This window comes from Burkholderia sp. ABCPW 111, assembly GCF_000773065.1.
GTDB lineage: Bacteria > Pseudomonadota > Gammaproteobacteria > Burkholderiales > Burkholderiaceae > Burkholderia > Burkholderia savannae.
In genome coordinates this window covers 60,334-83,566 of record NZ_JPWT01000121.1, presented here as the reverse complement: position 1 = coordinate 83,566, position 23,233 = coordinate 60,334, and the positions used below count along the sequence as shown (strand labels likewise).

Annotated in this window: 20 protein-coding genes; 14 read left to right on the top strand and 6 right to left on the bottom strand. The window is 67.9% G+C overall.

The window, feature by feature from the left end; genetic code table 11:
* Window positions 1–24 precede the first annotated feature (24 nt).
* From X946_RS27025 to pyrF, 8 genes are all read left to right on the top strand, one after another.
* Window positions 25–714, top strand: coding sequence for a 2-dehydro-3-deoxy-6-phosphogalactonate aldolase (locus X946_RS27025; RefSeq protein WP_161788709.1), 690 nt, complete (start codon window positions 25–27; stop codon window positions 712–714).
* Window positions 711–1,490, top strand: a complete 780-nt coding sequence (locus X946_RS27020; RefSeq protein WP_038754539.1) for an SDR family oxidoreductase — start codon at window positions 711–713, stop codon at window positions 1,488–1,490. Before X946_RS27025 ends, X946_RS27020 begins: the two co-directional genes overlap by 4 nt.
* A 129-nt stretch (window positions 1,491–1,619) precedes the next feature.
* Window positions 1,620–2,615, top strand: coding sequence for an arabinose ABC transporter substrate-binding protein (locus X946_RS27015; protein ID WP_038754320.1), 996 nt, complete (start codon window positions 1,620–1,622; stop codon window positions 2,613–2,615).
* A gap of 138 nt (window positions 2,616–2,753) precedes the next feature.
* The gene (gene araG / locus X946_RS27010) at window positions 2,754–4,265 is read left to right on the top strand and encodes an L-arabinose ABC transporter ATP-binding protein AraG (RefSeq protein ID WP_038754536.1); all 1,512 of its coding nucleotides are present in this window, start codon (window positions 2,754–2,756) and stop codon (window positions 4,263–4,265) included.
* Window positions 4,266–4,423: 158 nt separating this feature from the next.
* A complete protein-coding gene (araH, locus tag X946_RS27005; RefSeq protein ID WP_038754317.1) occupies window positions 4,424–5,428 on the top strand; it encodes an L-arabinose ABC transporter permease AraH in 1,005 nt (334 codons plus the stop codon).
* Between the two features lie 37 nt (window positions 5,429–5,465).
* The gene (locus X946_RS27000; RefSeq protein WP_038754314.1) at window positions 5,466–6,281 is read left to right on the top strand and encodes an SDR family NAD(P)-dependent oxidoreductase; all 816 of its coding nucleotides are present in this window, start codon (window positions 5,466–5,468) and stop codon (window positions 6,279–6,281) included.
* Window positions 6,282–6,327: 46 nt separating this feature from the next.
* Entirely contained in the window at window positions 6,328–7,401 is a 1,074-nt protein-coding gene (locus X946_RS26995) for an aldose 1-epimerase (protein WP_038754311.1), read from the top strand.
* Between the two features lie 376 nt (window positions 7,402–7,777).
* Entirely contained in the window at window positions 7,778–8,605 is an 828-nt protein-coding gene (gene pyrF / locus X946_RS26985; protein ID WP_038754306.1) for an orotidine-5'-phosphate decarboxylase, read from the top strand.
* A 220-nt stretch (window positions 8,606–8,825) separates the two neighbouring features.
* On the opposite strand, the gene X946_RS26980 is transcribed toward pyrF, so the two are convergent.
* From X946_RS26980 to thiL, 3 genes are read right to left on the bottom strand one after another with little or no spacing between them, the layout of a single operon-like run.
* Window positions 8,826–9,326 (bottom strand): CinA family protein, encoded by a 501-nt coding sequence (locus tag X946_RS26980; RefSeq protein WP_038754303.1) that lies wholly within the window; start codon window positions 9,324–9,326, stop codon window positions 8,826–8,828.
* Between the two features lie 46 nt (window positions 9,327–9,372).
* The gene (locus X946_RS26975) at window positions 9,373–9,978 is read right to left on the bottom strand and encodes a phosphatidylglycerophosphatase A family protein (RefSeq protein WP_038754301.1); all 606 of its coding nucleotides are present in this window, start codon (window positions 9,976–9,978) and stop codon (window positions 9,373–9,375) included.
* Window positions 9,968–10,969, bottom strand: a complete 1,002-nt coding sequence (gene thiL, locus X946_RS26970) for a thiamine-phosphate kinase (protein ID WP_038754534.1) — start codon at window positions 10,967–10,969, stop codon at window positions 9,968–9,970. The genes X946_RS26975 and thiL overlap by 11 nt, the downstream gene beginning before the upstream one ends.
* Before the next feature lie 201 nt (window positions 10,970–11,170).
* Here thiL and X946_RS26965 point away from each other — a divergent pair, with 201 nt between their 5' ends.
* The 3 genes from X946_RS26965 to X946_RS26955 all read left to right on the top strand — a co-directional run bounded on the left by X946_RS26965 (window position 11,171) and on the right by X946_RS26955 (window position 14,814).
* Complete coding sequence (locus X946_RS26965; RefSeq protein ID WP_038754298.1) at window positions 11,171–13,477, top strand: NADP-dependent malic enzyme; 2,307 nt, start codon at window positions 11,171–11,173, stop codon at window positions 13,475–13,477.
* 328 nt (window positions 13,478–13,805) lie between these two features.
* Window positions 13,806–14,234 carry a ribonuclease gene (locus tag X946_RS26960; RefSeq protein WP_038754296.1) on the top strand — a complete coding sequence of 143 codons (429 nt, stop codon included), beginning with the start codon at window positions 13,806–13,808 and terminating at the stop codon, window positions 14,232–14,234.
* A gap of 16 nt (window positions 14,235–14,250) precedes the next feature.
* A complete protein-coding gene (locus tag X946_RS26955) occupies window positions 14,251–14,814 on the top strand; it encodes a barstar family protein (RefSeq protein WP_038754531.1) in 564 nt (187 codons plus the stop codon).
* Between the two features lie 321 nt (window positions 14,815–15,135).
* Here X946_RS26955 and X946_RS26950 read toward each other — a convergent pair whose 3' ends face one another.
* The 3 genes from X946_RS26950 to speE are packed head-to-tail and all read right to left on the bottom strand — an operon-like array spanning window position 15,136 to window position 17,215.
* A complete protein-coding gene (locus tag X946_RS26950) occupies window positions 15,136–15,903 on the bottom strand; it encodes a 16S rRNA (uracil(1498)-N(3))-methyltransferase (protein WP_038754293.1) in 768 nt (255 codons plus the stop codon).
* Complete coding sequence (locus tag X946_RS26945) at window positions 15,900–16,316, bottom strand: VOC family protein (protein WP_038754290.1); 417 nt, start codon at window positions 16,314–16,316, stop codon at window positions 15,900–15,902. Before X946_RS26945 ends, X946_RS26950 begins: the two co-directional genes overlap by 4 nt.
* Window positions 16,317–16,357: 41 nt before the next feature.
* The gene (gene speE / locus X946_RS26940) at window positions 16,358–17,215 is read right to left on the bottom strand and encodes a polyamine aminopropyltransferase (RefSeq protein ID WP_038754287.1); all 858 of its coding nucleotides are present in this window, start codon (window positions 17,213–17,215) and stop codon (window positions 16,358–16,360) included.
* Between the two features lie 219 nt (window positions 17,216–17,434).
* On the opposite strand from speE, the gene tkt reads away from it, so the two are divergent.
* The 3 genes from tkt to X946_RS26925 all read left to right on the top strand — a co-directional run bounded on the left by tkt (window position 17,435) and on the right by X946_RS26925 (window position 23,199).
* Window positions 17,435–19,507 carry a transketolase gene (gene tkt / locus X946_RS26935; RefSeq protein WP_038754284.1) on the top strand — a complete coding sequence of 691 codons (2,073 nt, stop codon included), beginning with the start codon at window positions 17,435–17,437 and terminating at the stop codon, window positions 19,505–19,507.
* Window positions 19,508–19,597: 90 nt separating this feature from the next.
* Window positions 19,598–20,608, top strand: a complete 1,011-nt coding sequence (gene gap / locus X946_RS26930) for a type I glyceraldehyde-3-phosphate dehydrogenase (RefSeq protein ID WP_038754281.1) — start codon at window positions 19,598–19,600, stop codon at window positions 20,606–20,608.
* A gap of 434 nt (window positions 20,609–21,042) precedes the next feature.
* Window positions 21,043–23,199 (top strand): hypothetical protein, encoded by a 2,157-nt coding sequence (locus tag X946_RS26925; RefSeq protein WP_152611848.1) that lies wholly within the window; start codon window positions 21,043–21,045, stop codon window positions 23,197–23,199.
* Window positions 23,200–23,233 lie beyond the last annotated feature (34 nt).

Here is a 23,233-nt window from a genome sequence, read left to right as displayed (position 1 = left end):
CGCGAAGCTGCTGGAGGAGATGAGATGTCGATGGATGCCGAAGCACTCCGTTTTCCCGCGCCGTATGCGCCGCATCGCGCCCTGATGCGCGCGTTCGACGCGTGTCCGCTGATCGCGATCCTGCGCGGGATCACGCCCGCGGACGCGGCGGCGCACGGCGCCGCGTTGTACGAAGCGGGCTTTCGCATCGTCGAGGTGCCGCTCAATTCGCCCGATCCGTTCGACGGCATCGCCGCGTTGCGCGCCGCGCTGCCCGCCGACGCGATCGTCGGCGCGGGCACGGTGTTGCGCGCCGAATACGTCGACGATGTCGTGCGCGCCGGTGGCGAGCTGATCGTGATGCCGCATGCGGACGGCGACGTCGTGCGCCGCGCGAAGACGCTCGGCATCGGCTGCGCGCCCGGCGTCGCGACGCCGACCGAGGCGTTCGCCGCGCTCGCGAACGGCGCGGACGTGCTGAAGATGTTTCCGGCCGAGCAGCTCGGCCAGGTCGCCGTGAAGGCGTGGCGCGCGGTGATCGATGCGCGCGTGCCGCTCGTGCCGGTCGGCGGGATCACGCCCGAGAACATGGGGCCGTATCTCGCGGCGGGCGCGAACGGCTTCGGCCTCGGCTCCGCGCTGTACGCGCCCGGACAGACGCCCGACGTCACAGCCTCGCGCGCGCGGGCGTTCGTCAAGGGATGGCAGATCGCCCGCAACGGAGCGGCGCGGTGAACCGGCTCGCGGGCAAGATCGCGTTCGTGACGGGCGCGGGGCGCGGCATCGGCGCGGCGATCGCGCGCGCGTTCGTGCAGGAAGGCGCGGCCGTCGCGCTCGCGGAGCTCGACGCGGCGCTCGCCGAAGAGACCGTCGACGCGATCGCGCGCGATGTGGCCGATGCGCGCGTGCTCGCCGTGCCGACGGACGTCGCGCAGGCCGAGTCGGTCGCGGCGGCGCTCGCGCAAACGGAGCGCGCGTTCGGCCCGCTCGACGTGCTCGTCAACAACGCGGGCATCAACGTGTTCCGCGATCCGCTCTCGCTCACCGACGAAGACTGGCGGCGCTGTTTCGCGGTCGATCTCGACGGCGTCTGGAACGGCTGTCGCGCGGCGCTGCCCGGCATGGTCGAGCGCGGGCGCGGCAGCATCGTGAACATCGCGTCGACGCATGCGTTCAAGATCATTCCGGGCTGCTTTCCGTATCCGGTCGCCAAGCACGGCGTGCTGGGTCTCACGCGCGCGCTCGGCATCGAATACGCGCCGCGCAACGTGCGCGTGAATGCGATCGCGCCCGGCTACATCGAGACGCAGGCGACGCGCGACTGGTGGAGCGCGCAGCCCGACCCCGAGGCCGCGCGGCGCGAGACGCTCGCGCTGCAGCCGATGAAGCGGATCGGGCGCGCGGACGAAGTGGCGATGACCGCGGTGTTTCTCGCGTCGGACGAAGCGCCGTTCATCAACGCGAGCTGCATCACGATCGACGGCGGGCGTTCGGTGCTGTATCACGACTGATTCATTCGCGCGGTCGTCCACTCGTGGACGCATACGCGCGAAGGCGGCGCGCGACGGTCGCACGCGCCGCGTCGAGACGACGAAGCGGCCGACGTATCCGGTGACGGAGACAACAAGGAGACAAGCAACATGAAGCGCAGAACGTTCATCACACTGGCGGCCGCCGCGACGGTCGCGGCGGCGGGCCTGCCCGCGCACGCGGCCGAGCCCGTGAAGATCGGCTTCCTCGTCAAGCAGCCCGAGGAGCCGTGGTTCCAGGACGAATGGAAATTCGCCGAGATCGCCGCGAAGAGCCGGGGCTTCACGCTCGTGAAGATCGGCGCGCCGTCCGGCGAGAAGGTGATGAGCGCGATCGACAACCTCGCCGCGCAGAAGGCGCAGGGCTTCGTCATCTGCACGCCCGACGTGAAGCTCGGGCCGGGCATCGTCGCGAAGGCGAAGTCGCACGGCCTGAAGATGATGACCGTCGACGATCGCCTCGTCGACGGCGCGGGCAAGCCGATCGAATCGGTCCCGCACATGGGCATTTCCGCGTACGACATCGGCAAGCAGGTCGGCGGCGGGATCGCGGCCGAGATCAAGAAGCGCGGCTGGAACATCAACGAAGTCGGCGCGATCGACATCACGTACGAACAGTTGCCGACCGCGCACGACCGCACGACGGGCGCGACCGATGCGCTCGTCGCGGCGGGCTTTCCGAAGGCGAACGTGATCGCCGCGCCGCAGGCGAAGACCGACACCGAGAACGCGTTCAACGCGGCGAACATCGCGCTCACGAAGAATCCGCAGTTCAAGCACTGGGTCGCGTACGGCCTCAACGACGAAGCGGTGCTCGGCGCGGTGCGCGCGGCAGAAGGGCGCGGCTTCAAGGCGGCCGACATGATCGGCATCGGCATCGGCGGCTCCGACTCGGCGCTCAGCGAATTCAAGAAGCCGCAGCCGACGGGCTTTTTCGGCACCGTGATCATCAGCCCGAAACGCCACGGCGAGGAGACGTCGGCGCTGATGTACGCGTGGATCACGCAGGGCAAGGCGCCGCCGCCGCTCACGCTGACGACGGGCATGCTCGCGACGCGCGAGAACGTCGGCCACGTGCGCGAGACGATGGGGCTCGCGGCGAAGTGAGCGGCATGCGCCGTGCGCGCGAAGCGGGCGTCGCGCGTTGCGCGGCGCTCGCGGCGAGCGTAGCGAACGATGTGCGCGATGCGCCCGATGGGGCGAGGCGACGCAATGGCAATACGGATGGCGGTAGACGGAGGCGACGTGGCTGCGGCACTGCGTTTTGACAATATCGGCAAGGTCTTTCCCGGCGTGCGCGCGCTCGACGGCATCTCGTTCGACGTGCACGCGGGGCAGGTGCACGGCCTGATGGGCGAGAACGGCGCGGGCAAGTCGACGCTGCTCAAGATTCTCGGCGGCGAATATCAGCCCGATTCGGGCGGCGTGCTCGTCGACGGGCGGGCGATGCGCTTTCCGAGCGCCGCTGCGTCGATCGCGGCGGGCGTCGCGGTGATCCATCAGGAACTGCAATACGTGCCTGATCTGACGGTCGCCGAGAACCTGCTGCTCGGCCGGCTGCCGAACGTGCTCGGCTGGGTCAGGAAGCGCGACGCGCAGCGCTTCGTGCGCGAGCGGCTCGCCGCGATGGGCGTCGATCTCGATCCGCAGGCGAAGCTGTGCCGGCTGTCGATCGCGCAGCGGCAGATGGTCGAGATCTGCAAGGCGCTCATGCGCAACGCGCGCGTGATCGCGCTCGACGAGCCGACGAGCTCGCTGTCGCACCGCGAAACCGAGGTGCTCTTCGCGCTCGTCGACGATTTGCGGCGCGACGGCCGCGCGCTCATCTACATCTCGCACCGGATGGACGAGATCTATCGGCTCTGCGACGCATGCACGATCTTTCGCGACGGCCGTCAGGTCGCGTCGCACGCGTCGCTCGCCGACGTGCCGCGCGAGTCGCTCGTGCGCCAGATGGTCGGCCGCGAGATCAGCGACATCTATCACTACGAGCCGCGCGCGCTCGGCGGCGTGCGCTTGTCGGCGCGCGCGCTCGAGGGCGACGCGCTGCGCGCGGGCGCGAGCTTCGACGTACGCGCGGGCGAGATCGTCGGCTTCTTCGGGCTCGTCGGCGCGGGGCGCAGCGAGCTGATGCGCGTGATCTACGGCGCGGACCGCCGGACGGGCGGCGCGCTCACGCTCGACGGCGAGCCGCTCGACATCCGCTCGACGGGCGACGCGATCCGCCACGGGATCGTGCTGTGCCCCGAGGATCGCAAGGAGGAGGGGATCGTCGCGCACGCGTCGGTTGCGGAGAACATCAACATCAGCTGCCGCCGTCATACGCTGCGCGCGGGGCTCTTCCTCGATCGCAAGCGCGAGGCGCAGACAGCCGAGCGCTTCATCAAGCTCTTGAAGATCAAGACGCCTAACCGTCGGCAGAAGATCCGCTTCCTGTCGGGCGGCAATCAGCAGAAGGCGATTCTCGCGCGCTGGCTCGCGGAGCCGGATCTGAAGGTCGTGATTCTCGACGAGCCGACGCGCGGCATCGACGTGGGCGCGAAGCACGAGATCTACGGCGTGATCTACGAGCTCGCGAAGCGCGGCTGCGCGATCGTGATGGTGTCGTCGGAGCTGCCGGAGGTGCTCGGCGTGTCGGATCGCATCGTCGTGATGCGCGAGGGGCGGATCGCGGGCGAGCTCGCGCGCGACGAGGCGAACGAAGAGGCGGTGCTGAATCTCGCGCTGCCTCAGGGCGCGACCGCGCGCGCCGCATGACGCACGGCGCGCGATATACGACGCATGACGAGTGACGCACGAAGCGCGAAGCATGACGCGCGCGCGATCGGTGCGCAACGGTCCCGCGATACGCGCGACGACTGATTCAGGAATTGGAGACGAGGGCGGCCGCGCCGCCCCGCAGAGGAGCAGACGACATGCAAGCGAGAGAGAATCTTCCCCAGGCCGCCGCGCACGCGGCGGTTGCGCCGGCCGACGACCGGCAACGCTGGCGGCAGCACGTCGCCGATTACAGCCTCGTCGCGATCTTCGCGGCGATGTTCGTCGCGATGTCGCTGACCGTCGATCATTTCTTCTCGATCGACAACATGCTCGGGCTCGCGCTGTCGATCTCGCAGATCGGCATGGTCGCGTGCACGATGATGTTCTGCCTCGCGTCGCGCGATTTCGACCTGTCGATCGGCTCGACGGTCGCGTTCGCCGGCGTGCTGTGCGCGATGGTGCTGAACGCGACCGACAACACGTTCGTCGCGATCGGCGCGGCGGTCGCGGCGGGCGCGGTCATCGGCTTCGTCAACGGCGCGGTGATCGCGTATCTGCGGATCAACGCGCTGATCACGACGCTCGCGACGATGGAGATCGTGCGCGGGCTCGGCTTCATCGTGTCGAAGGGGCAGGCGGTGGGCGTGTCGTCGGAGACGTTCATCGCGCTGGGCGGGCTGTCGTTCCTCGGCGTGTCGCTGCCGATCTGGGTGACGCTCGTGTGTTTCGTCGTGTTCGGCGTGCTGCTCAACCAGACCGTGTACGGCCGCAACACGCTCGCGATCGGCGGCAATCCGGAGGCGTCGCGGCTCGCGGGGATCAACGTCGAGCGCACGCGCGTCTACATCTTCCTGATCCAGGGCGCGGTGACCGCGCTCGCGGGCGTGATCCTCGCGTCGCGGATCACGTCGGGCCAGCCGAACGCCGCGCAAGGCTTCGAGCTGAACGTGATCTCCGCGTGCGTGCTGGGGGGCGTGTCGCTCGCGGGCGGGCGCGCGTCGATCTCGGGCGTCGTGATCGGCGTGCTGATCATGGGCACCGTCGAGAACGTGATGAACCTGCTCAACATCGATGCGTTCTATCAATACCTCGTGCGCGGCGCGATCCTGCTCGCCGCCGTGCTGCTCGACCAGTTGAAGAATCGCGGCGCGCGCGATTGAGCGCGCCGCTTTTTTCGAGACCTTTCGGGAACGTCTGATGACCGACATTTCTTCGCATTTCGAATCGAATGGCGCGCAGGATGCGCAAGACGAGCGTTACGCGCGCTACCCGAGCCTCGCCGGCCGCACCGTGCTCGTCACGGGCGGCGCGACGGGCATCGGCGCGTCGTTCGTCGAGCATTTCGCGCGGCAGCGCGCGCGCGTCGCGTTCGTCGATCTCGACGCCGAAGCCGGCGAGGCGCTCGCCGCGCGGCTGTCCGACGCGGCGCACGCGCCCGTGTTCGTCGCGTGCGATCTCACCGAGATCGCGGCGCTGCGCGGCGCGATCGACACGATCCGCGCGCGCATCGGCCCGATCGCGGTGCTCGTCAACAACGCGGCGAACGACGCGCGCCATGCGATCGCCGACGTGACGCCCGCGTCGTTCGACGCGAGCATCGCGGTGAACCTGCGCCATCAGTTCTTCGCCGCGCAGGCGGTGATCGACGACATGAAAGAGCTCGGCGGCGGCTCGATCGTCAATCTCGGCTCGATCAGCTGGATGCTCAAGAACGCGGGCTATCCGGTCTACGCGACCGCGAAGGCCGCCGTGCAGGGGCTCACGCGCGCGCTCGCGCGCGAGCTCGGGCCGTTCGGCATCCGCGTGAATTCGCTCGTGCCCGGCTGGGTGATGACCGACAAGCAGCGCCGCTTGTGGCTCGACGACGCGGGCCGTGCGGCGATCAAGGCGGGGCAGTGCATCGACGCCGAGCTGCTGCCCGGCGATCTCGCGCGGATGGCGCTTTTTCTCGCCGCGGACGACAGCCGGATGATCACCGCGCAGGATGTCGTCGTCGACGGCGGCTGGGCATAGCATTCGTTCGGATAACGAAGCTCGACGCAAGCAGGAGGACCGAAACATGACGGCGACCCACCGCCGATCCTCGGCAGCCGAGGCGGTGCAGACCTTGCAGACGCGCACGGCGCGGCGCGCGGCCGCCGCGCACCTGGTGAGCCCGGGGCCGCAGACGTCGCAGATCGCGCGCGGCGCGGGCGTCACGGAGACGGCGATCGCGACGCTCGCGAACGACGTGCTGCGGCTCGATGTCGCGCCGCATCTGGGCGGCGGCGTCACGCGCTTCGACTGGCGCGGCGACGGGGCGCTCACGCCGATCTTCCGCCGCTGCGACGCGCCCGGCGCGCGCACCGATCCGAACGAGCTCGCGTGCTATCCGCTGCTGCCGTATTCGAACCGGATCGGCGGCGGGCGCTTCGAGTGCGACGGGCGGCTCGTGCGCGTGCCGCGCAACCGTGCGACGGAGCCGCTGCCGATTCACGGCGACGGCTGGCTCGCGCACTGGCGGCTCGACGATGCGAGCGACACGCAGGTGTGCCTGTCGCTCGATCGCAGCCAAAGCGCGCCGTATGCGTATCGCGCGACGCTCGTCTACGCGCTCGACGGCGCGACGCTCTCGATCGCGCTCGCGATCGAGAACGCGGGCGCGATGCGCTTGCCGTTCGGGCTCGGCGTGCATCCGTTCATCGTGCGCGACGCGTCGACCGAACTCGCGGCCGCGGCGAGCGGGCTATGGCTGTCGACGCCCGACTGGCTGCCGTCGCGCCATGTCGGCGCGCCGGCCGCGTGGCGCTTCGGCATCGCGTATCCGTTGCCGGACACGCTCGTCAATCATGCGTTCACCGGCTGGGGCGGCGGCGCGACGATCGCGTGGCCGCAGCGCCGGCTCGCGCTGACGGTCACGGCCGACGCCGATTGCTACGTGCTGTACACGCCGCCCGGCGAACCGTTTTTCTGCTTCGAGCCGGTCGATCATCCGATCGACGCGGTGAACCTGCCGGGCGGCGCCGACGCGCACGGCATGACGCTGCTCGCGCCGGGCGAGCGTTTGACGCGGCGTTTCCGCTTCACGGTCGCGCGCACCGACGCGCGGGCGGCGCCCGTCGCGCGCGAGTCGAAGCGCGGTTCGATCGGATAGCGAAGGCCGATCTCGGCGCGCGCGACCGTTCGCGCGCGTGCGGGGAGCGCGGTGGGCGCGGCGCGGCTCGAAAAGCGTGCGCGCGATCGGTTCGCGGTTCGCGCCGGCGTTCGCGCGCCGCGCCCGGAGCCGGCACGACCGCTCGGCGCCCGGCGCGCGGCGCCCGGCGCGATTCCGAGCTGCCGCTGCGCATTCGGCCGCGGCTTGATCGTACGAATGATCGTACGAATCCGCGCCAGGCAGGCGCCGCGCGGCGCATTCGCATCCGCGTTCCTGCGCGCCGCCGCCGCCCCGCCACGACGCCGCCCGCGCGATCGCCCGGCGCGACACAGGTAAAATACGCGCCTTCCTAACCGCTTAGCCGCGAGTGAGCACCATGTCTTCCACGCCTACCTTCATCGAATCGCTGCGCGCCGCCTGGCGGCGCACGAATTCGCTGCTGTGCGTCGGCCTCGATCCCGAGCCGACGAAGTTTCCCGCGCACCTCGAGAATCAGCCCGATGCGATCTTCGATTTCTGCCGCGAGATCGTCGACGCGACCGCGCCGTACGCGAGCGCGTTCAAGCCGCAGATCGCATACTTTTCCGCGCATCGCGCGGAGGATCAGCTCGAGCGGCTGATTGCGCACATCCATTTGCAGCATCCCGGCCTGCCCGTGATTCTCGACGCGAAGCGCGGCGACATCGGCAGCACCGCCGAGCAGTACGCGCGCGAAGCGTTCGAGCGCTATCGCGCGGACGCGGTCACGGTCAATCCGTACATGGGCTTCGATTCGATCGAGCCGTATCTCGCGTACGAGGACAAGGGCGTGATCGTGCTGTGCCGCACGTCGAATCCGGGCGGCTCGGACCTGCAGTTCCTCCAGACGGGCGGCCGGCCGCTCTATCAGGTCGTCGCCGATCTTGCGGCGAACAAGTGGAACGCGAAGACGGGCCAGCTCGCGCTCGTCGTCGGCGCGACGTTTCCGAAGGAGATCGAGATCGTGCGCGAGATCGTCGGCGACATGCCGCTTCTGATTCCCGGCATCGGCGCGCAGGGCGGGGACGTCGCCGCGACCGTCGCCGCGGGCCGCACGGCCGACGGAGCGGGCATGATGATCAACTCGTCGCGCGCGATTCTGTACGCGAGCCGCGACGACGACTTCGCCGACGCGGCCGCGCGCGTCGCCGAGCAGACCCGCGACGCGATCAACGCGCATCGCTGAACATCGCCGCCGCCCCCGACGATGCCCGGCGCGGTGCCGGGCGTCGTTCGCCGCCGCTCATTCGCGCAGTTCATTTGCGCAGTTCATTTGCGCCGTTCATTCGAGCGCTTCATTCGACGCCGCCGCGTTGCGCGCATTTCGCGCGCCGTAGCGCGTCCGATCGCGTCCGATTCGATGACGTCGATGCGAGCCGCGAGCCGCGAGCCGCCCGTCGCGCGCTTCAGCGCTCCTCTTCCTCGAGCAGCTTGATGAGGCCGCGCAGCGCGTGCGCGGCCGCCTGCACGCGGATCTGCTCGCGGTCGCCCTTGAACACCAGCGTCTCGACCGACGTGTGCAGCCGGTTGCTCCAGCCGAACGACACGGTGCCGACGGGTTTGTGCTCGGAGCCGCCGCCCGGCCCGGCGATGCCAGTGACGGCGAGCGCGACCTGCGCGCGGCTGTTGCGCAGCGCGCCTTCGGCCATCGCGTGCGCGACGGGCTCGCTGACCGCGCCGTGCTTGTCGATCAGATCGGCGGGCACGCCGATCATCTCGATCTTCGCGGCATTCGAATAGGTGACGAAGCCGCGATCGAACCAGCCGCTGCTGCCGGAGATGTCGGTGATCGCGGTCGCGATCATGCCGCCCGTGCAGGACTCGGCGGTGGCGAGCGTCAGGTGCTCGTCGCGCAGCTTGTTGCCGGCGCGGATCGCGAGCTGGTGAACGACGGAATCGGTTGGCATGCGGGAAGATCCGGTGCGAACGGGGACGAGCGGGAATCGGGCCGCGTCACTGGACGAACGAGCGCCACAGCGCGATCACGAAGAGCGTCATCAACGCGGCGATCAGGTCGTCGAACATGATGCCGAAGCCGCCTTTCAAATTCCGGTCGAAGTAGCGGACGGGCGGCGGCTTCACCATGTCGAAGAAGCGGAACACGACGAACGCCCACAATTGCTCGACGAACGTCGCCGGCGTGACGAGCAGCATCACGAGCCAGATCGCGACGATCTCGTCCCAGACAGCGGGGCCCGGGTCGGCGATGCCCATCTTCTTCGCGGTGAAGCCCGTCATCCAGATGCCGGCGACGAAGCCGACGACGATGAGCGCCCACCATTCGGGCACCGTGAGATAACGGTTCAGCGCGACGAACGTGAGCCAGCCGAACAGCGTGCCGAACGTGCCGGGCATGAACGGCGCGAGGCCGCTGCCGAAGCCGAGCGAGACGACATGCACCGGGTGCGAGAACATGAAGCGCACGGTCGCGCGGCGGCGCGCGGTCGCCTGCGAATCTTGCTGCGGCGCGGCCGAGGGCACGGCAGACGGGGCTGCTGAGGGCGCCGGGCCGGGCTGGCCGGCGGAGTCGCCCGGACGGGACGTCGGGTCAGTTGGCATGGAAATGATCGAAACCGTGCAGCGTGAGCGAAAGCGGCGCGCCCGACGCGTCGCGCCACGTGACGGCGCACGCGTCCGTCGGCGCGGACAAGCCGCGTATTGTACCGATCCGCGTGACGGCCACGCCCGCGCGCGCGCCGGCCGCCTCGATCGCGGTGCGCGCGGACGGCGCGGCCGTGAAGCACAGCTCGTAGTCGTCGCCGCCCTCGAGCATGCAGCGGCGCTGCACGTCGGCGGGCAGCGTCGCGAGCGCGGCCGAGCGCGGCACCGCGTCGACGTTCACGTCGGCGCGCACGCTCGAGCGCGCGAGGATGTGAGGAAGATCGCCCGCGAGGCCGTCGGACACGTCGAGCGCCGCGTGCGCGATGCCCGCGAGCGCGATGCCGAGCGCGACGCGCGGCTCCGGCCGCTCGAGCGCCGCGCGCAACGCGGCCGCTTCGTGCTCACCCGCGCGCCATTCGCCGCGGATCACGCCGAGTCCGGCGCGCGCGTCGCCGAGCGTGCCGGACACCCACACGTCGTCGCCGTCGCGCGCGGCGTCGCGGCGCAGCGCCGCGTCGGGGGCGACGTCGCCGAACACGGTGACGCACAGATTGAGCGGGCCGCTCGTCGTGTCGCCGCCGATCAGCTCGCAGCCATGGCGGTCCGCGAGCGCGAAGAGGCCGTCGGAGAACGCGTCGAGCCAGTCGGCGTCGGCGCGCGGCAGCGCGCACGCGAGCGTGAACGCGCGCGGCGCGGCGCCCATCGCGGCGAGGTCCGACAAATTGACGGCGAGCGTCTTGTGGCCCAGCGCGCGCGGATCGACGTCGGCGAGGAAGTGCCGGCCCTCGACCAGCATGTCCGTCGAAATCGCGAGCATCTTGCCCGGTTGTGGCGCAAGCAGCGCGCAATCGTCGCCGATGCCGAGCGCGGCGCGCGCGTGCGGCCCCTTCGCGCGGCGCGCGAAGAAGCGGTCGATCAACGAGAATTCCGAAAGGGGAGTCTGGGCCACGGGCGAGAATGTCCGAGCAATGAGATGACGCTCATTGTAAGGCGCTTCGGGCGGGCGCCAGGCGCTGCGGCGGCCCGCGCGCGGCCGATTCATGGCGTTTCGGTCGCGGCTGTCAAACCCTAATACGACGATTTAACGTGTGGGATTGGCGCTACAATGCGTCGAACAGGTATTCTAATCCGCAGCCCCCCGTAGAGACACATGCCCACCTCGTCCTCCTCCTCGTCCAAAGAAAAACTCCGCGAAGCCGCTCTCGATTATCACGAATTCCCGACACCGGGCAAAGTCGCGATCGCGCCGACCAAACAGATGATCAACCAGCGCGATCTCGCGCTTGCGTATTCGCCGGGCGTCGCGTTCGCGTGCGAGGAGATCGTCGAGAATCCGCTGAACGCCGCGCGCTTCACCGCGCGCAGCAACTTGGTCGGCGTCGTGACGAACGGCACGGCGGTGCTCGGGCTCGGCAACATCGGCCCGCTCGCGTCGAAGCCGGTGATGGAGGGCAAGGCGGTCCTGTTCAAGAAGTTCGCCGGGATCGACGTGTTCGACATCGAGCTCAACGAGTCCGATCCGCACAAGCTCGTCGACGTGATCGCCGCGCTCGAGCCGACGTTCGGCGGGATCAATCTCGAGGACATCAAGGCGCCGGACTGCTTCATCGTCGAGCGCGAATGCCGCAAGCGGATGAAGATTCCGGTGTTCCACGACGACCAGCACGGCACCGCGATCGTCGTCGCGGCGGCGGTCACGAACGGGCTGAAGGTCGTCGGCAAGAGCATCAAGGAAGTGAAGCTCGTCGCGTCGGGCGCGGGCGCCGCGGCGCTCGCGTGCCTCGACCTGCTCGTCGATCTCGGCCTGCCGCTCGAGCACATCACGGTCACGGATCTGGCAGGCGTCGTCTACAAGGGCCGCACCGAGCTGATGGACCCGGACAAGGAGCGTTTCGCGCGCGAAACCGACGCGCGCACGCTGTCGGAGGTGATCGGCGGCGCGGACATCTTCCTCGGCCTGTCGGCGGCCGGCGTGCTGAAGGCCGACATGGTGAAGACGATGGGCGAACGCCCGCTGATTCTCGCGCTCGCGAATCCGACGCCGGAAATCCTGCCGGAAGTCGCGCTCGAAGCGCGCCCGGACGCCGTGCTCGCGACGGGCCGCACCGACTACCCGAACCAGGTCAACAACGTCCTTTGCTTCCCGTTCATCTTCCGCGGCGCGCTCGACGTCGGCGCGACGACGATCACCCGCGAGATGGAGGTCGCCGCCGTCAACGCGATCGCCGAGCTCGCGCAGCAGGAGCAAAGCGACATCGTCGCGACCGCGTACGGCATCCAGGATCTGTCGTTCGGCCCCGAATATCTGATTCCGAAGCCGTTCGATCCGCGCCTCATCGTGAAGATCGCGCCCGCCGTCGCGCAGGCGGCGATGGACGGCGGCGTCGCGACGCGCCCGATCGAGGACATGGACGCATACAAGGTTCACCTGCAGCAGTTCGTCTACCACAGCGGCACGACGATGAAGCCGGTGTTCCAGATCGCGCGCGGCGCGCCTGCCGAGAAGAAGCGGGTCGTGTTCGCGGAAGGCGAGGAAGAGCGCGTGCTGCGCGCCGTGCAGATCGTCGTCGACGAGAAGCTCGCGAAACCGATCCTGATCGGCCGGCCGGGCGTGATCGAGCACCGGATACAGCGCTACGGGCTGCGCCTCACGCCGGGCGTCGATTTCACGATCGTCAACACCGAACACGACGAGCGCTACCGCGATTTCTGGCAGACCTACTTCAAGATGATGGCCCGCAAGGGGATCAGCGAGCAGCTCGCGCGGGTGGAGATGCGCCGCCGCACGACGCTGATCGGCTCGATGCTCGTCAAGAAGGGTGAGGCGGACGGGATGATCTGCGGCACGATCAGCACGACGCACCGCCATCTGCACTTCATCGACCAGGTGATCGGCAAGCGCCAAGGCTGCAGCGTGTACGGCGCGATGAACGCGCTCGTGCTGCCGGGCCGCCAGATTTTCCTCGTCGATACGCACGTGAACGTCGATCCGACCCCGGCGCAGCTCGCCGAGATCACGATCATGGCGGCCGAGGAAGTGCGCCGCTTCGGCATCGAGCCGAAGGTCGCGCTGCTGTCGCACTCGAACTTCGGCACGAGCAACGCGCCTTCCGCGCAGAAGATGCGCGATACGCTCGCGATCCTGCACGAACGCGCGTCGCAGCTGCACGTCGACGGCGAGATGCACGGCGACGTCGCGCTCGACGCGGCGCTGCGCAAGGAAATCCTGCCGGAATCGACCCTCGAGGGCGAGGCGAACCTGCTCGTGCTGCCGAACATCGACGCGGCGAACATCGCATACAACCTGCTGAAGACGGCCGCGGGCAACAACATCGCGATCGGGCCGATCCTGCTCGGCGCCGCACAGCCTGTGCACGTGCTGACCGAATCGGCGACCGTGCGCCGGATCGTCAACATGACGGCGCTGCTGGTTGCCGACGTGAACGCGGTGCGTTGAACGAAGTTAGCGGCCGATAAAAAAGCGGCGCGCCCATTGCGGGCGCGCCGTCGGGCATGGCGGAGATAAGCGCCTTCCCGAAGCCGACGACGCCACCCTTGGGCCGCAAGAGGCGGCGAGGAGGCAGAAACCCGCCGCAGCTGACGCCGTCGAGGCAATTTTACCTCATTGGAGCTATTTCTATCCTATAAAAGATAGAAATAGTGCCGACGAGGACTATTCTGTCCTTTCATTTCCCTAACGAGCATTGATTCCCGCGTGCATTAGCGCTACGCTTACGCCTTTCTTGGTCGTCAACTTATTGATTTAACAGCGGGAACCCTCGTTTATGGCACGCAAGTGGCTCCGCAACGGCGCGCTCGCGTCCGTCTTCGCGATCGTCGCGATGGGCAATATCGGCGTTTCGCCGGGCAGTCTGGTTTCCGCCGCATACGCACGGGAAGCCGCCGCTGTAAATGGGGCGGCGCAGACCGACACGGTCCCCGCATCCCGATTGCCGCGCGAAGCCGTGACCACGCTGAGCCTGATCGCCGCGGGCGGCCCCTATCCGTACGAGAAAGACGGCGCGGTATTCGGCAATTTCGAACGGATATTGCCGAAGATGCGGCGCGGTTATTACCACGAGTACACCGTGCCGACCCCGCGGGCCCGCAATCGCGGCGCGCGGCGCATCGTTTGCGGCGGTGCCTTGAGGCGCGTCGACAATTGTTATTACACCGACGACCACTACAACAGTTTCAAACGTATCGTTGATTGACTTCGGGATGAGCGGCATGAGCGACAACATTTACGCGCGCGACATGTCGGCTGCGGCGGATCTGTTCGCGGCCGGCGACGGCAACCTCTTCCAGCGCGTCATGCAGATGCGCATGGCGGCGCACGCCGGCGGCGCGCCTGACGGCGCGGCCAGCCCCGGGCTTTCATCCATCGAGGAGCCTATGAGCCTTTTTGCGACCGTGCGACCGAATCTCGTGCAGTCGATCCGTGCATTCCGCGTGCAGGATCTTGCCGACGAAGCGAATCAGCTCGGCCAGCATTTCCTGTATGCGTACTGCGGGAATGCCCAATCGAAGCAGGAAGTGCTGGAGACGATCGCGACGTCGTTCCTGTTTCCGAAGCACTTCGGCAAAAACTACGACGCGCTGTACGACTGCCTGACGGACCTCGTCCACAAGGCGGGCGCGCAGCCCGGCTTCGTGATCGTGCTCGAGGCGCTGCCGATCGCGCACAAGTTCGACAAGGAAGGGCGCGAGACGCTGCTCGACGTGTTCCGCGAAGCGGCGGAATTCTGGGCCGAGCGCAAGGTCGCGTTCCGCGTCTTCTACTCCTTCGCGTAATTCCGGACCGCACGGCCCGCCGGAAAGCCCGCCTTCGCGCGGGCTTTTTGCGTTTGCGGCCTCGGCAGGCGGGCAGCGGGCGCGCGTTCGCCTGACGGCGGCCTTTCATTGCGCATCATTTCTCATGATCGACGAGGCGCCGCTGCGCCGGCGCGTGACGGGCAAGGTGGAAATCCGCGGCACGGACCGATAGGGGTGGGCGACCGATCGCCCTGTGGGTTGTGGTGACCGGTGGTCGACGCGCCGTTCGGCCCCGTCATCGCGGCCGTCGCTCCGCCTTCGCCCGCGGCCGACCGACGCGTGTCGGCAGGTGGCCGCGCGTCACCATCCGCCCCAGCGCGCCGCGAGCGCGGCGAGCACCGCCGCGCCTGCCGTCTCGGTGCGCAGCACGCGCGGGCCGAGCGACAGCGCGGCGAAGCCGCGTGCGCGCGCGGCCAGTTCCTCGTCGGGCGACAGCCCGCCTTCCGGGCCGATCAGCAACGTGACGCCGCCGGCGGGCGGCACCTCGGGCAACGACGCGAACGCCATGCTCGCGCGCGGCGACAGCAGCAAACGCAACTCGCCGTCGGCCGGCGCGGGCGGCAGCGCGTCGAGCCATGCGTCGAAGCCGCGCACCGGCGTGACGTCCGGCACGCGATTGCGGCCGCATTGTTCGCACGACGCGCGCACGACGCCGCGCCAGTGGGAGACGCGCTTGTCCGCGCGCTCGCCCGACAGCCTCACCACGCCGCGCGCGGTCGACAGCGGCGCGACCGCCGAAACGCCGAGCTCGACCGCCTTTTCGATCACCCAATCCATCTTGTCGCCGCCGGCGATGCCCTGCGCGAGCGTGACGTGGTACGGCGGCTCCGCTTCCGCCGGCTCGAACGCGTCGATCCGGGCGAGCGCGCCGCGCTTGTCGATCTCGACGAGGCGCGCGTGGTACTGGCCGCCCGTGCCGTCGAACAGCGCGAGCGCGTCGCCCGGCTGCAGCCGCAGCACCTGCGCGTGCCGCGCGACGTCGGCCGGCAACGGGAGCATGGCGTCGGCCCGCAACGCCGCGTCGACGAAGAAGCGCGGCACCGCCGCGGTCGTGGCGCCGCCGCTCATGCCGCGATCCGCCGCGCGAGCGCCCAGCGATAACCATCGAGATCCTCGATCTGCGCGAAGCGATCGCCCCAGAACTGGTCTTGCGGCGCGCTCAGCGATTTCGCGCCGGCGTCGAGCGCGCGACGATAGGTCGCGTCGACGTCGTCGACGTACAGATAGAACGACTGCGGCGCGATCGCGCCCGCGCTCCTCGGCGTGCGGGCCGTCGAGCCGAACGCGCCCTCGGGCGCGAACATCACGATCAGCTGGCCGCGGTACGACATCTCGACGTGCATGATCGCGCCGTCTTCGTCGATCAACTCGCGCTTTTCGAAGCCGAATGCGTCGCCAAAGAACTGAATCGACACGTGCGCGCTGCGCACCGTCAGGTAAGGGGTCAACCAGGGCACGTCGGCCGGCCGTGGGTCGGTCATGCGGGTTCTCCTGCGGGGAAAAGGCGAATGCTTCGCCGAACTTAGCGATGCATGCCGAGAGTATCGCGCAGCGTGCGCGGCAGCGTGAAGAGCGCGGGATGCAGCTTCGCGTCGTAGAAGCGCAATCCGCCGATGCGCCGCACGGCGAGCCGCTCGTCGACGTCGTGCGAGAACAGCGACGCCGCGTCGAGCGCGTCGCTCGCGATCGCCATCAGCCACGGCGAGCCGTACAGCGGCACGTGCGCGCAAAGCGGCGCGACCACGGCGAAGCACGCATGCAGCCCGGCGAGCAGCGAGACGATGCGCGCCTCGTGAAAGAGCGGCGAGCCGAGGTGCAGCGAGACCGCGCCTTGCGGCGTCAGGATGCGCTTCAGGCGAGCGTAGAACTCGGGCGTGTAGAGGCTTGCGGCGGGCGAGTCGGGCGGCGTCAGGTCGAACACGGCGAGGTCGAAGTGCTCGCACGCGTGATCGACGAAGCGTGCGGCGTCGCCGATCACGAGCTCGACGCGCGGATCGTCGAGCGCGCCCTGGTGGACGTCGCCGAGAAAGCGGCGCGCCATCTCGACTACGGCCGGATCGAGCTCCGCGACGACGATCCGCTCGATGCACGGATGCTTGAGCAACTGGCGCGCGGCGCCGCCGTCGCCGCCGCCCAGCACGAGCGCTTTTCTCGGCGCCGGATGCGCGAGCGCGGCCGGATGCGTCATGCACTCGTGGTACACGAATTCGTCGCCGACCGACGTCATCGGTCGGCCGTCGAGCGTGAAGAGGCGCCCGAGCAGCGCCGTTTCCCAGACCTCGATCGCCTGATGATCGGACGCGACGCGCGCGAGCCGCCGGGCGTTCGGAAAGCCGTAGGCGACGTCGGGGGTCGGATGGAAGAGGAGGGTGGAGCTCAAGGCGGCGGGCGCGGCTGGCGGGGCGGTTCCGATGGTGAGAATTATAGAGGGTGGGAAGACGCGCGAGAAACCGCGCGGCCGGGCGGTTTCCGACAAGGCCCGCGCGGAGGGCATCTGCTAAAATGACGAGCTTTGCAGCCTCGTCCGTTTGCTCGTCCGCTTCGCGTCCTGCCGGCGCCGCACCGCGCGCCGGGAACGGTTTGGTCCGCGAGCTTTCGGATGCCGCCCGCGCCCCGTTTTCTCGACTCGTTCTCCGGACTCGACATGACGACTTCGTCTCCCGCCCCCACCACTTTGATGGCCAACGCGATTCGTGCGCTCGCAATGGACGCCGTTCAGCAAGCGAACTCCGGCCACCCCGGCATGCCGATGGGCATGGCCGAGATCGGCGTCGCGCTGTGGTCGCGCCACCTGAAACACAACCCGACGAACCCGCACTGGGCCGACCGCGACCGCTTCGTGCTGTCGAACGGCCACGGCTCGATGCTGCTGTACGCGCTGCTGCATCTGACGGGCTACGCGCTGCCGATCGACGAGCTGAAGAACTTCCGCCAACTGCACTCGAAGACGCCGGGCCACCCGGAATACGGGATCACGCCGGGCGTCGAGACGACGACGGGCCCGCTCGGGCAGGGTCTCGCGAACGCGGTCGGCATGGCGCTCGGCGAAGCGCTGATGGCCGCCGAGTTCAACCGCGACGGCGCGAAGATCGTCGATCACCACACGTACGTGTTCCTCGGCGACGGCTGCCTGATGGAAGGCATCTCGCACGAGGCGTGCTCGCTCGCGGGCACGCTGAAGCTGAACAAGCTGATCGCGCTCTACGACGACAACGGCATCTCGATCGACGGCGACGTCGTCAACTGGTTCAACGACGACACGCCGAAGCGCTTCGAGGCGTATGGCTGGAACGTGATTCCGAACGTGCACGGCCATGACGTCGACGCGATCGACGCGGCGATCGCGAAGGCGAAGCAATCGGACAAGCCGACCCTCATCTGCTGCAAGACGCGCATCGGCAACGGCGCGGCGACGAAGGCGGGCGGCCACGACGTGCACGGCGCGCCGCTCGGCGCGGAAGAAATCGCGAAGACGCGCGAGGTGCTCGGCTGGAAGTGGGAGCCGTTCGTGATCCCGCAGGAAGTCTACGCGGCATGGGACGCGAAGGAAGCGGGCAAGCGCAGCGAAGACGACTGGAACGCGGCGTTCGCGCAATATCGCGCGAAGTATCCGACCGAGGCGGCCGAGTTCGAGCGCCGGATGACGGGCAAGCTGCCGGCCGACTGGGCCGCGAAGGCCGCGGCGATCGTCGCGGGCGCGAACGAGCGCGGCGAGACGGTCGCGACCCGCAAGGCGTCGCAGCAGACGATCGAGGGGCTGGCGGCGATGCTGCCCGAGCTGCTCGGCGGTTCGGCCGACCTGACGGGCTCGAACCTCACGAACTGGAAAGCGTCGAAGGCGGTGCGCGCGAATGCGGACGGCCCGGGCGTCCAGTGGGGCAACCACATCAACTATGGCGTGCGCGAGTTCGGCATGAGCGCCGCGATCAACGGCCTCGTGCTGCACGGCGGCTACAAGCCGTTCGGCGGCACGTTCCTGACGTTCTCCGATTACAGCCGCAACGCGCTGCGCGTCGCCGCGCTGATGAAGGTGCCGTCGATCTATGTGTTCACGCACGATTCGATCGGCCTCGGCGAGGACGGCCCGACGCACCAGTCGATCGAGCACGTCGCGAGCCTGCGGCTCATCCCGAACCTCGACGTCTGGCGTCCGGCCGACACGGTCGAGACGGCCGTCGCGTGGACCCACGCGGTCTCGCATCAGCATCCGTCGTGCCTGATCTTCAGCCGCCAGAACCTCGCGTTCAACGCGCGCACCGACGCGCAGATCGCGAACGTCGAGAAGGGCGGCTATGTGCTGCGCGACTGGGACGAAGAGATCGTCGCGCGCAAGATCATCCTGATCGCGACGGGCTCGGAAGTCGAGCTCGCGATGAAGGCGGTCGAGCCGCTCGCGCGGCAAGGGATCGCCGCGCGCGTCGTGTCGATGCCGTCGACGACGGTGTTCGACCGGCAGGACGCCGAATACCGCGAGCGCGTGCTGCCGCACGGCGTGCGCCGCGTCGCGATCGAAGCGGGCGTCACCGGATTCTGGCGCAAGTACGTGGGCCTCGAAGGCGGCGTGGTCGGCATCGACACGTTCGGCGAGTCGGCTCCGGCTGGCGTGTTGTTCAAGCATTTCGGCTTCACCGTCGAGCACGTGGTCGAAACGTCGAAGGCGGTGCTCGCGTAACCCAATCGACGCCCGGGCGGCCGTGCCCCGCGCCGGCCGGGCGCGCGTGAAGCTGCACGAAGTATTTTTTCAGCCATCAGGAGATACATCATGACGATTCGCGTTGCAATCAACGGTTACGGCCGCATCGGCCGCAACACGCTGCGCGCTTTCTACGAAAACGGCAAGAAGCACGATCTCGAGATCGTTGCGATCAACGATCTGGGCGACGCGAAGACCAACGCGCACCTGACGCAGTACGACACCGCGCACGGCAAGTTCCCGGGCGAAGTGTCGGTGGACGGCGACTACCTCGTCGTGAACGGCGACAAGATCCGCGTGCTCGCGAACCGCAATCCGGCCGAACTGCCGTGGGGCGAGCTGGGCGTCGACGTCGTGCTGGAATGCACGGGCTTCTTCACGACGAAGGAAAAGGCGAGCGCGCACCTGAAGGGCGGCGCGAAGAAGGTGATCATCTCGGCGCCGGGCGGCAAGGACGTCGACGCGACGATCGTCTACGGCGTGAACCACAATGTGCTGAAGGCCGAGCACACGGTGATCTCGAACGCATCGTGCACGACGAACTGCCTCGCGCCGCTCGTCAAGCCGCTGAACGACAAGATCGGCCTCGAAACCGGCCTGATGACGACGATCCACGCGTACACGAACGACCAGGTGCTGACGGACGTCTATCACGAAGACCTGCGCCGCGCGCGCTCGGCCACGCACAGCCAGATCCCGACGAAGACGGGCGCGGCGGCGGCCGTCGGCCTCGTGCTGCCGGAGCTGAACGGCAAGCTCGACGGCTACGCGATTCGCGTGCCGACCATCAATGTGTCGGTCGTCGACCTGTCGTTCATCGCGAAGCGCGATACGACGGTCGAGGAAGTCAACGCGATCATGAAGGAAGCGTCGCAAGGCGCGCTCGCGGGCATCCTCGGCTACAACGACGCGCCGCTCGTGTCGATCGACTTCAACCACAACCCGGCTTCGTCGACGTTCGACGCGACGCTGACGAAGGTGTCGGGCCGTCTCGTGAAGGTGTCGAGCTGGTACGACAACGAGTGGGGCTTCTCGAACCGCATGCTGGATACGGCGATCGCGCTCGCGAACGCGAAGTAACAGGTCGAGCCGACGCGCGTTGCTATGTGCCGGGGCTGGGCACGGCAGCGCCAGGCAGGATCGGGCCGCGCCGATGATGATTCATCGGCGCGGCTTTTTTATCGGACGGCACCGCATCGGGCGCGACGGCAATGCACGCCTCGATGATGAAGAGGCATGGGGTGGCCGGTTCTCATATCCCGCGCGGCGGCAATGGCGGTGCTGCCGTCGGCGTCCGTCTTGCCGGGCTCGCACCCGCCGCATTTCGCAATCCGCTCCGTCAAAATATTTTCGACACATCCCCCTTCCGGGTTGATGGTTAATATTTTAATAAAAATACGAAAATCGAGTTTTATTTCAAAAGGCGAGTTAATCGGCCTTTGCTAGGATCGGGTGCCTATGTACGGACATGACGTGTCCGAAGGTTGAACCGACCAACGAAGGAGGTAACCCGTATGACCCAAAGTCCTTTCAACGGACGTGTCGTCCGGCAGTTCCGAATGCGCCGGATTACCGGTTTTCCCGCGGTACTGGACAAATTGATTCGGTCCGAGAAACGCCAAGCGACCGGCCGCGGCGCAAACGCTCGGGCGTCGGCGGGCGGCGCACGCCGTATGAACGGCGCAGGCTGGTGGATCGCTCCGGCAGCCGGATGCGCTGACATCGCGGCGGACCCGGTCGCACGGAGTCGGCCCGCTAACGGAACGGCGCTGCTCCGGCGAATCGGACGCCCGATTCTCGCTTGCATGCTCGTCTCCTGGCTGTGCTATTTCCCGAGCGTAAGTCTGGCACAGGCCGCGAGCGGCGAGCTGGCCGATCGCCGGGTAAACGAATTCAAGTATTTCAATATCGACAAGATATACGGACGCGCGCAAAAGCCGGACGAAATCCGGAGTTTCCATCTGACTTTCGAAGGCAGCAGGAATCGGGTGTATTCGACCGAATTGAACGAACACCTGATTGCGTCGTTCGTGGACGGCACGGCGACCATCGTTCAGCAAAGCCGCACCACACCCAAGAAAATGACCGTGTTGTACTCTAACCGGTTGAGCGACAAGACGGCGTTCGTGTCCGTCGCGTTCGAATTGACGCCGGGCCACGGCGCTGCGCTGCAGGTGGTGGAGACCGATCGTAACCACAACTTCGTCGACGGCAGCCCGATCTACAGGCTGCCTTCGCGGGCGGAAGACGACCCGGCGGCAAGCGACGCGTCCGACCAGGTTCGCGTCACCAATCGTCCGCAATTTGGTGGCCCACTGACGATCGAACGCGTGTCCTTCGCCACCCGGGCAAACGAAGACCTGCGCGCGCGACGCTCCGTCCATACCTATCAACTGGAATGCGTGCTGCCGATCCTCGCGATCGCCAATTACGTGTTGAACCGGCCGTGCGACCTCATCAAGAGCGCGCTTTCTCATTTTGACGGCGATCGGCCGCTCAAGAAGGTCGCGGCGAGCCCTGCGCCCGTCGCGGCAGGCCTGGAATGGCGGCTTCACAGCCTGACCTCGGTCGGCAGCAAGAATCCTTACGCCGGCTATGCGGCGAGCATCGCGTGCAAGGCGCCGCTGCAGTTCGCGTTCTCGTCCCGCAAGCCGCGCGGGCCGGAAACGTCCGACTGCGTGTTCATGGTGATGGACGTCATTACGCCGTACCTGATTCTGAACCACTACGATTTCGATCGTGCGCACTTCGATCGCATCATCCAGAATGTCGTGAACACCGGATCGAGCGGCCTCGCCGGTGCGAATTCGCTTGCCGAGCAGCAACTCGTCAGCGCGGTCAACGCCGTGCAGGCCCGGACGAGAGAGAATATGGCGCGCATCAGTCGCGCATTTCACGATGCGTCCAGGCTGAACGCTTCGACCATCAGCTTCGCCAGCACCGAGGTCGGCACGGTCGACGCCAATTCGGCCAACGACACGTTGCCGCCCGTCCCGGAGCCGTCCACCTCGGGACAAGCGACGAGGGCGGTCGGCCAGTTCGAGCTGAATCTCGCCGATCTGACGCTCGAACGCTTCCGGCAACTTCATCCGGAGGTCAGGCCGCGAATCCGGGCCGGCAACCAATGGGTGCAGGGCAACGCGTCCTTTGCGGTCGACGTGCTGCCGAATCCGAGCCCGTCGCAGATCGCCGAAGTGCAAAGCACGCTGTCGCAGTGGTATCCGTCGGATTCCGATTCCAACTCGTCTTCCGACAGCGACTCCAGCGATTCGAGCGGCCCTATCGCCATTTCGAATACGCCGATCGGCGCTGGCGCACTGCTCAGGTCCGGACGGACGATCGCCTCGTCGATGAGCGACGAGCTCGACGAGCGCAATCCCGGTACCGTGATCGTCATCGCGCGCTACCAGAACCGGCCCGTTTCGATCTTGATGGGTAACGTCAACACGGACGTTCGCGAAGCGTCGATTCCTTACAGCGTGTCCAATCCCGACAGCCTGCGTACGCCATACTCGAACGCCGCGGTTCGCGGCGGGGGGCAGCGCACGTTGCAGCGTTTCATCGAGTACAACCTCGAGCGCGGCATCCGGTTGATCAGCACGGATGCGGTCACGGAAGTGTCGGCCCAGGTCAAGCGGAAGTTCGGCTTCAAGCATGAAGACGAACTATGATTGATCGGCGCCGCAATCGCGCGGTGAACGTGCG

Excerpts from the sequence above, each read along its gene's own strand:
- X946_RS27025 (WP_161788709.1), top strand. The coding sequence starts at position 25 with ATGTCGATGGATGCCGAAGCACTCCGTTTTCCCGCGCCGTATGCGCCG.
- X946_RS27015 (WP_038754320.1), top strand. The coding sequence starts at position 1,620 with ATGAAGCGCAGAACGTTCATCACACTGGCGGCCGCCGCGACGGTCGCG.
- araH (WP_038754317.1), top strand. The coding sequence starts at position 4,424 with ATGCAAGCGAGAGAGAATCTTCCCCAGGCCGCCGCGCACGCGGCGGTT.
- X946_RS27000 (WP_038754314.1), top strand. The coding sequence starts at position 5,466 with ATGACCGACATTTCTTCGCATTTCGAATCGAATGGCGCGCAGGATGCG.
- X946_RS26995 (WP_038754311.1), top strand. The coding sequence starts at position 6,328 with ATGACGGCGACCCACCGCCGATCCTCGGCAGCCGAGGCGGTGCAGACC.
- pyrF (WP_038754306.1), top strand. The coding sequence starts at position 7,778 with ATGTCTTCCACGCCTACCTTCATCGAATCGCTGCGCGCCGCCTGGCGG.
- X946_RS26980 (WP_038754303.1), bottom strand. The coding sequence starts at position 9,326 with ATGCCAACCGATTCCGTCGTTCACCAGCTCGCGATCCGCGCCGGCAAC.
- X946_RS26975 (WP_038754301.1), bottom strand. The coding sequence starts at position 9,978 with ATGCCAACTGACCCGACGTCCCGTCCGGGCGACTCCGCCGGCCAGCCC.
- X946_RS26965 (WP_038754298.1), top strand. The coding sequence starts at position 11,171 with ATGCCCACCTCGTCCTCCTCCTCGTCCAAAGAAAAACTCCGCGAAGCC.
- X946_RS26960 (WP_038754296.1), top strand. The coding sequence starts at position 13,806 with ATGGCACGCAAGTGGCTCCGCAACGGCGCGCTCGCGTCCGTCTTCGCG.
- X946_RS26955 (WP_038754531.1), top strand. The coding sequence starts at position 14,251 with ATGAGCGACAACATTTACGCGCGCGACATGTCGGCTGCGGCGGATCTG.
- X946_RS26950 (WP_038754293.1), bottom strand. The coding sequence starts at position 15,903 with ATGAGCGGCGGCGCCACGACCGCGGCGGTGCCGCGCTTCTTCGTCGAC.
- X946_RS26945 (WP_038754290.1), bottom strand. The coding sequence starts at position 16,316 with ATGACCGACCCACGGCCGGCCGACGTGCCCTGGTTGACCCCTTACCTG.
- tkt (WP_038754284.1), top strand. The coding sequence starts at position 17,435 with ATGCCGCCCGCGCCCCGTTTTCTCGACTCGTTCTCCGGACTCGACATG.
- gap (WP_038754281.1), top strand. The coding sequence starts at position 19,598 with ATGACGATTCGCGTTGCAATCAACGGTTACGGCCGCATCGGCCGCAAC.
- X946_RS26925 (WP_152611848.1), top strand. The coding sequence starts at position 21,043 with ATGACCCAAAGTCCTTTCAACGGACGTGTCGTCCGGCAGTTCCGAATG.